We start from the raw sequence: 10,041 nt of genomic DNA, 5'->3' as shown, positions 1-10,041 counted from the left end.
TTCATGATAACTCTCTAAATTGAGATAAAGCTGTTTTTAGGGTACTAAAGTCTAAAATGAAAATTTATGAGGAACTGCAAAATTCTTAGAAGTTTTGTGATTTAAAAAACTTTTAGTCGGCTACTTATATACATCAACGTAATTCCCCTACCATTCAATTACATCTTCTACCTTAAAATGTGACCGCCTTAATTAATCATTGCCGTTATGTGATCCTCCCCACTTTTTCAACTTGTACCAAGCACAATAATTGTCCGATTATTTTTTTATGAGTAGCAAAAGTAAGACTATGATGAAAACAAAAGTAACAACAAGGTTATTGTTGGCATCGGCAGTGACCGTAGCGCTTGGCCTAACTGGATGTGGTAGCAGCCATAAACATCACAATGATGTTGTTAAACTGCGAATATTAGAAACCAGTGATTTGCATACCAATATCATGGATTACAACTATTACAAGGACGATGGTAAAAGTGCCCACAGTGGTGATGATGCAACCATAGGCCTTGCACGTGTTTCTAGCCTAATTAAAGCAGCAAGAAAGGAAGTCGATAACTCAGTTACTGTCGATAACGGCGATTTACTGCAAGGTAGCCCAATGGGTGACTATATGGCTGATGCCTATAAAAAAAATGATGATTCATTACCTGATACACACCCTGCTTACAAAGCCATGAACATCATAGGATATGATGCAGCTAATATAGGGAATCATGAATTTAACTATGGTCTTGGCTTTTTAGACGCCGCTCTAAAAGGAGCAAAGTTCCCTTACGTTAACTCCAATGTCATTTGCGATACCGATTGCGGAATGGACGGCAAGAAAAAAGGTGATAACCGCTTTACGCCTTATGTGATACAAGAAAAACAAGTTAAAGACCAAGATGGCGATATGGAAACCCTAAAAATTGGCTATATTGGTTTTGTTCCTCCACAAATTATGCAATGGGATTCTGAAAATTTAACGGGCAAAGTCACAGCAAACAGTATCGTTAAATCAGCCGAAATGTATGTGCCTAAAATGAAAGAGGCAGGCGCGGACATCATTATTGCCATTCCTCACTCAGGTATGGGCACACCAAATGATAAAGATCCTATGATGGAAAACGCTGTATGGGCGTTATCAAAAGTGCCTGATATCAACGCTATCACCTTTGGTCACAGTCACGCGCTGTTCCCAAGCGATAAATACAAAGATGTCGCCAATGTTGATATTAAAAAAGGAACCATTAATGGCGTAGCAGCCGTTATGCCCGGACGCTGGGGTGACCATTTAGGGGTTATTGATCTTACCCTTGAAAAAGATAACGGCAAATGGAAAGTGGTTAATTCTCAAAGCAATACCCGACCAATATATAACGGGGCTGACAAAAAGGCGCTGGTTGATCCTGACTACCAAATTCGTGATGCGGTTTCTACCGAGCATGCCGGTACACGCACCTACGTGAATGTCCCCATAGGTAAAGCATCAAAAGATATGTACAGCTTTTTATCCATGGCGCAAGACGATCCAACCGTTCAAATCGTTGCCAATGCTCAAATGTGGTTTGCTACACAACCAGAAAACTTAACCTTGCTACCAGAAGCAGATAGAGACTTGCCTATTCTATCCGCTGCCGCCCCATTTAAAGCGGGCGGACGTTTTGAAAGCACCAATGATGCCGATCAATATGTGCAAGTAAAAGCGGGAGAATTAGCCTTTAAGAATGCGGCTGACTTGTATCTATATCCAAATACTGTGGTCGCACTAAAGGTCACTGGTGCAGAAATTAAAGAGTGGCTTGAGTGTAGTGCTAATCAGTTTAATAAAATTGATCCCGCTGTTACCACCCCTCAAAACTTGATCAATAGAGCAGGCCACCCAACCTATAACTTCGACACCATTAAAGGCATTACTTACAAAATTGATGTTACTCAGCCTTCAAACTATGACAGAGACTGTAAAATTCAAAATGTGGCCGGAGGTAGTAAGCGCATTGTTGACTTAAGCTACAAGCCTAATAATGGAGATGCCATTACAGGTGATGCCTTTGCAAAACAAAACTTTATCGTCATTACTAATAATTATCGTGGCTTTGGTGGCAAATTTGCTGGCACGGGTAGAGATCATGTTGTTGCCGAATATGCAGGTAAAGAAAACCGTCAAGCTTTAATTGATTACATCAAAGAAAACTCTGGTGATAACGGTGTTGATCCCACACCTGATTTTAACTGGGATTTTGTAAACATAACTCCAGCATCAACCCTTGATGTTCGATTTGAAACTCAAGATAGTAAAACAGCTGATGATTACATTAAAGTTGATGCCAACCAACGTCGAACTATGACTAAATTAAATACCCAAAGCCCAGTTCCAGGCTTTGCCATTTACAATATCGATATGACCAAACTTAAAACTCAATAACTCTCATAACTACGAATTACAAGTGCAGGTCTAACGGCCTGTGCTTCTATACTCGTGACACTTGAAGATGCAACTTTCAGGGCTTGTTCAGCGTTGCATTATTCGAGGCGTGAAAGCTTGAACTAGCGGGCTAATTCAAGCTTTCACAACAAAGAATAATCTATGCTGAAAAGCCCACGCAGTGCGAGTTTAATTGCCATTTATGCTGCGTTACTTACCCTTAAAATAGACTGACTATTTCTACAGATAAGTGCCTTGCCTAAATGGCAATTAATTCTCGCTGAAATCCTGCATTTTCAAGTATCACGAGTATATAACTTATTAGGGCGTGTTGATCTTTCGTGATTATTTTTGCAGCGATAAATTGGTTATCTTATGCAAGGCGGAGTTTGTGCAGTGTGGTTATTCCACATAAACAAACGATAACGCAGCAGAAGTGACCAATTTACGCTGTCTTCGATGCTTTTGAGCACTTCCTGTTCTGTGTTGTGACCAGTTTACTTAGATGGCTAAGCTTCACTGCTCACGCCTTGAACCAAAAAGTGCTCAAATAGCACAAAATTTAATCCTGAAAGATCAACACGCCCTAGCCTTTCGATTAAAAATACAGTCATTGTTGTGAAAACGTCGATTAACCTCAATGACAACTTGAGCAACAAAAGTATCACGCCATAAAATTGGGAGCTCTCCACCATTTTCAAGATTATCAATCACACGTTGCTTACGAGACTCCGAGCAAGCATACACAGCTTCACCAAACTCAAAAAATACTGCATATTTTGAATCATTTCTTAATTGACAAGTCCACCAGCCAGATATGAGTTTAATGTCTGAAGCAGTACTTTTTAAATCCTTAATTTCATCAAGCTCTAAAATTGATAGTGAAGTTAAGTAAATAGGTCGAATCAAAGTTTTTTACCTTTTACGATTTTCCTATACCTTATTTTGTCTCTTCTGAATTGAAACTGACTCAAATCAGTTTACAATTATCAGCTTTTTCCATAATCTGTAACAAATTGAAAAACATAAGGATATGTTGATGGCAATTGCCTGTGTCCATACGCGAGCCAGCTGTGGAGTAGAAGCGCCTGCGGTAACGGTAGAAGTGCATTTAAGTAATGGATTACCTGCCTTCAACTTGGTCGGTTTACCTGAAACCTCTGTAAGAGAAGCCAAAGAGCGAGTTCGAAGTGCGCTGATCAACTCAGGTTTTGAGTTTCCTATGCAAAGGATCACCGTTAACCTTGCTCCTGCCGATCTCCCCAAGCAAGGCGGGCGTTATGATCTGCCAATTGCCATTGGTATCTTAGCGGCTTCAAACCAAATTCCATCACAAAGCTTAAAAAACCATGAGTTTATCGGAGAGTTGGCGTTATCTGGTCAAGTCCAAGCCTGTACAGGCATTCTGCCTGCCATTATTGCAGCTAAAGACAGCGACCATATCTTATTGATGCCACAAAACAATCGTCATGAAGCTGAATTAGTGAATTATCAAAGAGTTAAATTTGCTCATCAGCTGAGCCAAATTTCAGCTTATCTTCACGGTCAACAATCACTTCCCAGTATTGAAAACGGTGCTGAGTGGATCTCACCTGACGACATTCAGACTCAAGCTTGTTTAAGTGAAGTCATCGGCCAATATCAAGCCAAACAAGCCTTAGAAATAACGGCTGCAGGTTCGCATAATCTATTAATGCTGGGGCCTCCAGGAACGGGTAAAACCATGCTTGCTAGCCGCATTATGTCTCTACTGCCTAAAATGAATTACGAAGAAGCATTAGAAGTAGCCGCTATTCATTCGGTGGCAGGCATGCACTTATCGCCCAAGCAATTTTTTCAGCGTCCTTTTCGATCGCCACATCACACCAGTTCTTCGATGTCATTGGTGGGTGGCGGCAGTGTACCCAAACCTGGTGAAATATCTTTAGCCCATCGAGGTGTTTTATTTTTAGACGAAGTGGCTGAATTTCCCCGTAAGGTACTGGACTGCCTTAGAGAACCAATGGAAACGGGTGAGGTGATCATTTCTCGTGCTGCTGCAAAACTCAAATTCTCCAGCCGATTTCAACTGATTGCCGCCCTTAATCCTAGCCCCTGTGGCGATGCCGAAGGCAACAGCCGAGCGTCACTGAATGAAATCAAACGTTATCTTGGTCGATTATCAGGGCCTTTCATTGATCGTTTTGATCTCACGATTGATGTACCAACACTACCTAAAGGTACACTCACTCAAACACCAACCAACAATGAAACCAGTGCAGAAATTGCTAAACGAGTTCTACAAGCAAGAGAAACTCAGTTAGCGCGTGCAGGTGTACTAAATAGTCAGTTATCAGGTAAGCAACTAAAACAAACAGGCGGATTTAATAGTGATGATTTAGTGTTTTTAGAAAATAGTGTCAATCAACTTGGATTATCGGTTCGCAGTTATCATCGATTACAGAGAGTAGCTAGAACTATTGCCGATTTACAAGGAGAGCAAACAGTGAGTCGAAGTCACCTTGCTCAAGCCTTAGGCTATCGAGCCATGGATAAGTTACTGGCTCGATTAAACCAACAATAATGAATACTCATTGCTCCAACCAGAACAGCGTACCTTTATTGGATGGAGCATAAGCGTTAAGATAGTCCTTTTTAAAATTAAGAGTAAAGTCAGTGCCAATTATTCGAGGTTCAATAGCTTTTAGCTGTTACGTTATTAACACCCTTTTTTGGATGTGTCCCATCATCATTTTTGGGCTATTTAAGCTAATTCCTTTGAAAGCTTCACAAACCTTGGGCAATTACATACTCGACCATTGTGCTTCAGGTTGGATCTCAGTGAATGGGTTTATCGAACGCCTATTTCACCCCGTTCAGGTTAAAATTTCTGGTACGCAAAATTTTCAAAAAAATGAATGGTATATGATCACCGCCAACCACCAATCATGGGTTGATATTCTGATCTTACAACGAGTATTTAATCGCAAAATTCCATTCATTAAATTTTTTCTAAAAAAAGAGCTAATTTACGTACCTGTATTAGGATTAGCTTGGTGGGCCTTAGATTTTCCGTTTATGCGCCGCTACACCAGTGCTCAAATACGCAAAAATCCAAAGCTTAAAGGCAAGGATATTGAAGTAACTCGTAAGGCCTGTGAAAAGTTTAAGCACAAGCCTGTGAGTATCATGAACTTTGTTGAAGGCACACGATTTACCACAGAGAAACATCAACAACAAAAATCACCTTACCAGCATTTACTTAGGCCCAAAGCTGGTGGCTTGGCTTTTGCTCTCTCCAGCATGAAAGATTGCATGAATAAGATGATTGATGTCACAATTCACTATCCAGAAGGCATTCCAAGTTTTTGGCAATTCATCAGTGGTCAGATGCAACAGGTCAAAGTTCACATAGAAGTATCAGACATTGAGCCTGAAATGATAGGTGACTACGCCAACGATAGACAGTTCAAGCAAGCATTCCAGCAACAACTCAGTCAACGCTGGGAGCATAAAGACTCTACTTTACACAACCTGAAAGCACACTCGTAGGAAGATTTTTTTCATTATGTTGCGTTTTTTACCAGCCCCTATTTTATTTTTTATTAGTGGGTTATTACTCGCCATTAATACCGGATTTTGGTCGTTGCTGATTTTTATCGGTGGCCTATTTAAACTGATTTTACCCATTAATTTAGTACAAATACCTTTAAGTAAACTCATGGATAAGTTGATGTGGTGCTGGGTATGTTGTAACGGTGGTATTTTAAAGCTGACTTCAAATATTGAGTGGGATATACAAGGCCTAGAAAACTTGAACAAAGAATCGTGGTACTTAGTGATCTGTAATCATGTCAGTGGTTTTGATATTGCAGCACAAACTTATGCGCTCAGAAACGACATCCCGATGCTGAAGTTTTTCTTAAAAAAAGAACTGTTATACGTACCGTTAATGGGATTAGGCTGCTGGGCATTGAATATGCCATTTATGAACCGAACCAGCCCCGCTAAATTAAAGAAAAATCCCGCCCTTCGCGGTAAAGATTTTGAAACCACAAAGCGTTCATGTGAGAAGTTTAAAAATCTTCCAACTTCGATTATGAATTATTGTGAAGGCAGCCGTTTCACACCAGAAAAACAAAAACGACAAAATTCACCCTACAAGCACTTACTTCGCCCCAAAGCGGGTGGAGCAGCATTCGCCCTTTCGGCTATGGGAGATCAATTCAGCCATGTGCTCAATATGACTTTGGTATATCCTGATGCCCCAAACGATGTGTTAAAAACGGCCATGAGTGGTCGATTAAAGAAAGTCATTATTCGAATTGAGGCACTTCCCGTTCCAAAAGTTGATCATGTGCAATACGTTAGTGACAGCGAATACCGCGTTGAATTTCAACGCTGGTTAAATGATATTTGGCAGCAAAAAGACCAGCAAATAAAACAGCTACTCAATACACAAAAGTAAACAATCCTTAATTCTTTGTCTTGCTAGTATTTCTCACAGCGCTAGCAAGATAGTTTAGTTTCATTTAAAAGTATCGTTTATCCTTCCCACTGACGATTAAACATTGTTAATAGTTATTTACCTATCACACAAAATTCCATAGCTTCAGGGCTCCGTTCGCACTGAATAATAAGGCTATTTATGTCTGCAGAAGCACCGTATAGTATCCAGTTTACGCATGGAGGTCCTGCTCTAGAAGCAAGGCCACTTCTTGATAGTCAATCTCCAGAACTACATACAGAACGAAGTAGATATCAAGCTACCCTAGGAGGAGGACACGGACGAAATGAATTTATGGCAGCTCCTCCTAGACCACCGGCTCCTCCTACAAATATTGTACTTGGTGACTTCCATCTACAGGCAGAGATAACAGACAATGAATTTACTCAAGCTCCTCACTTCGCTCACTACCCTCCTGAAATTCAAAATCTGTTGAGGCACAACCCAAATCCAGAACAATTTTTACTACAAAACAATCTAACATCAGTCTCCGGTCTATGGGAAAAAGCCATTCTGGATAACCCTGATATCGTTGCATTTACTGGATATGGCAAAGGGCACAACTTAACATATAGAGATCTCGATATTAAAAGTTCAGCTTTAGCTGCTGATTTTCAAAGCAAAATACGTGCTGGAAAAATTCGACCTAATGGAAACGTACTGATTGCTTTACCCTCTTCACCTGAGTTTATGATTTCTGTACTCGGCGCATTAAGAGCAGGGTTAACCCCCACCGTCATAATCGCTTCTGATAACCAAACAGAATTTCAACCACGGCTATTGCATGCGATTCGATTAACCCAACCTGACACCATTATTGGTAGTAAGATCAAAGGTATTCATAACGCTATTGTTGAAGTAAAAGAGCAACTGGTTCGAACCGAAGTACACGGTGAATTACCTAACATAATGGCAAGCATGAACATAAATGGCGCTAAGGCAGAGTTTTCTCCTAAAAAAATGCAACTTTACTTTTCAGGGCTATGGGGTTCACAGGAAAACAGATCTAAAATGGAGCTATTAAAAAGTACTGTGGCTAAGAAGAAAGGGCTCCTCACGGAGCGTACGCCACAAAGCCACTCATTCCACGACGTGATCCACAGCAAAAAAGAATACACACCAATTGAAAGCCACACCTTAAGCCCTGAAGAACAACTCAATAAACCAGCATTAATGCTGTTTACCAGCGGAACGACCAGTGTTGATGGCAATGGCACAGAACTACCAAGTCTCCAATCTGGAGCAAAAGCCGCTGTATACACGAATAAGATGTTGTTAACTTCAGGGATTTCTGTAGCGGCATTATTAGCAGCAGAAAACCCTGATATGCCTAAACATCCTGTATCCTTTTTTCCGCTTCCTTTAGCCCATGCTTTTGGTGCACTGCAATCTGTACTGTTATCACCTCTTCAAAATGGTTGTACTCATTTAGTTTTAAATCCGAGAAATCCTAAATTTGTCAAAGATGCACATGAGAAAGGTCGCGCTAATATGCTTTTTGGGGTAGAGAAGTTTCATGCAGGCTACATGTCTTCACAATCAAAGGCTCTACAAAGGAGATACAAAAATAGCCCAGCCACGTTTGTAATCACAGGAGCATCGGCACCTAAAGAAAGTACAATAGACAAAGCACAACGAGTCTATGGAACCCCAATGCAGGATGGCTACGGTTCAACAGAAACAGTGGTTGCAATTGCCGTTTCAGCTAAAAATGATCCAAAGGGTGGACTTATTCCAATTCCTTGGGTCACAACATTAGTTGTACCAACAGATGCTGTTCTCAGGAATGAGTTTGATCCAAACGACATAAAAGCAAAGCCAAATACGAGAATTCAAGGCGACTTCAATATCGAAGGTCAACTGCTCGTCAGAGGCAACATTATTGATGGATATCTACACAACGTGCAAGCAACAAAATCTGCATTTTTTGTCGATAGTGAAGGACATCAATGGTTTGCGACTGGTGATTTGGTCCGTCAAAGACAAGATGGCCGGTTCAAAATTTTTGCAAGAAGTAAAGAAACCATTATTAAAGGTGGTGAAAACATTAGCCCTGATACAGTTGAGCAAACCCTAAAAGGCCTAGCAGGGGTTGAAGAATCTCTTATTTTCCGTTTCCCTCAGGATTTAGCGAATCAGGCAGCTGAAGATCATGTGATGTTAGCAATTAGAGTTAGCGATAACTCTATTTCTAAACAAGACATACTTGATCATATGGAACGGAATGGGGCGTCTAGAGCAGAAAGACCTAGGTTGGAGCATATCATTATTCTTAGAGAGGATGAATCTCTGCAAATCACCCACACACTAAAACCTAAGCGTGTTCAATTGACCAATAAATCTATTGAATTCGCAAGGGAAAGATTGGGAGAGTCAATCGAGACCAAGCCTAATGCGCCCCAGATTGAAGCAGCTGTACGTAGGGCGCTGAGACGACCACAGTAATAATTTATTGAGTATTGCAACATTAAAAAGGCTTAGAAACTATGAAAGACAGTCACTCGACTCCCTTTTAGTTACCACAACACAGAGTTAGAGAGTTCTCTAATTCTGTGAACTCTGTTCTTCATAGTTTCTAGTTTATTTTGAACGGCTATCTTTGCCTATTTGCTTCAATCCTCATCTCATATCAATCACTTTGAACTGATAACTCCGCTCTAACCCTTCTTTAAGTTTGCATTCTATTTGTCCAAGGCACACTAATAATACTCTACGTCTCTCAAATCCTTTTTGCTCTTGAGTTTCAGGCAAGCCCCACCATTTTTTCAAAACTCTCTCTAATAATTCTTTTTGAGTCAACTCGTCTACCTTTATCGCTCCATATTCATGATATCTAACCCCTAATTTTGATCCCAAGTGTCGCCAATAAACATTTTTAACATCACTGTTTTTTACTTCTTGTAGAATCACATCGGTTAATTCAGTGATAACAGGCAAGTTACAATGCCAAGCTTCTTGTTTAGCCACAGTATTTCGAGAAGATCCAACTTGGTGCAAGCAACGGTCTCGAGATGAATAACCGCCTAAGTAGCCGACTAAAAGTTTTTTAAATCACAAAACTTCTAAGAATTTTGCAGTTCCTCATAAATTTTCATTTTAGACTTTAGTACCCTAAAAACAGCTTTATCTCAATTTAGAGAGTTATCATGAA

Annotated in this window: 7 protein-coding genes; 5 read left to right on the top strand and 2 right to left on the bottom strand. The window is 40.3% G+C overall.

The features are described 5' to 3' along the window. The first annotated feature begins 289 nt into the window (after positions 1–289). Complete coding sequence (locus tag D5018_RS19455) at positions 290–2,404, top strand: bifunctional 2',3'-cyclic-nucleotide 2'-phosphodiesterase/3'-nucleotidase (RefSeq protein ID WP_243637473.1); 2,115 nt, start codon at positions 290–292, stop codon at positions 2,402–2,404. Positions 2,405–2,980: 576 nt separating this feature from the next. Here D5018_RS19455 and D5018_RS19450 read toward each other — a convergent pair. Beyond that, on the bottom strand, positions 2,981–3,313 hold the full coding sequence (locus D5018_RS19450; RefSeq protein ID WP_121840650.1) for a hypothetical protein: 333 nt from the start codon (positions 3,311–3,313) through the stop codon (positions 2,981–2,983). 130 nt (positions 3,314–3,443) lie between these two features. On the opposite strand from D5018_RS19450, the gene D5018_RS19445 reads away from it, so the two are divergent. From D5018_RS19445 to D5018_RS19430, 4 genes are all read left to right on the top strand, one after another. After that, on the top strand, positions 3,444–4,967 hold the full coding sequence (locus D5018_RS19445; RefSeq protein WP_121840649.1) for a YifB family Mg chelatase-like AAA ATPase: 1,524 nt from the start codon (positions 3,444–3,446) through the stop codon (positions 4,965–4,967). Positions 4,968–5,059: 92 nt separating this feature from the next. Further along, complete coding sequence (locus D5018_RS19440) at positions 5,060–5,935, top strand: acyltransferase (RefSeq protein WP_121840648.1); 876 nt, start codon at positions 5,060–5,062, stop codon at positions 5,933–5,935. Positions 5,936–5,951: 16 nt separating this feature from the next. Next, positions 5,952–6,851 carry an acyltransferase gene (locus D5018_RS19435; RefSeq protein ID WP_121840647.1) on the top strand — a complete coding sequence of 300 codons (900 nt, stop codon included), beginning with the start codon at positions 5,952–5,954 and terminating at the stop codon, positions 6,849–6,851. 180 nt (positions 6,852–7,031) lie between these two features. Next, positions 7,032–9,335, top strand: coding sequence for a class I adenylate-forming enzyme family protein (locus D5018_RS19430; protein ID WP_121840646.1), 2,304 nt, complete (start codon positions 7,032–7,034; stop codon positions 9,333–9,335). A 174-nt stretch (positions 9,336–9,509) separates the two neighbouring features. Here D5018_RS19430 and D5018_RS19425 read toward each other — a convergent pair whose 3' ends face one another. Then, positions 9,510–9,857, bottom strand: a complete 348-nt coding sequence (locus tag D5018_RS19425) for a hypothetical protein (protein ID WP_133309345.1) — start codon at positions 9,855–9,857, stop codon at positions 9,510–9,512. Positions 9,858–10,041 lie beyond the last annotated feature (184 nt).

The organism is Parashewanella curva, from assembly GCF_003675895.1.
Classification (GTDB): Bacteria; Pseudomonadota; Gammaproteobacteria; order Enterobacterales; family Shewanellaceae; genus Parashewanella; species Parashewanella curva.
Note: the sequence above shows the minus strand (reverse complement) of the source record. Positions and strands in the feature narration are given on the sequence as shown.

What these genes read in the sequence shown, in the direction of transcription:
- D5018_RS19455 (WP_243637473.1), top strand. Translation starts at nt 290, where the DNA reads ATGATGAAAACAAAAGTAACAACAAGGTTATTGTTGGCATCGGCAGTG.
- D5018_RS19445 (WP_121840649.1), top strand. Translation starts at nt 3,444, where the DNA reads ATGGCAATTGCCTGTGTCCATACGCGAGCCAGCTGTGGAGTAGAAGCG.
- D5018_RS19435 (WP_121840647.1), top strand. Translation starts at nt 5,952, where the DNA reads ATGTTGCGTTTTTTACCAGCCCCTATTTTATTTTTTATTAGTGGGTTA.
- D5018_RS19430 (WP_121840646.1), top strand. Translation starts at nt 7,032, where the DNA reads ATGTCTGCAGAAGCACCGTATAGTATCCAGTTTACGCATGGAGGTCCT.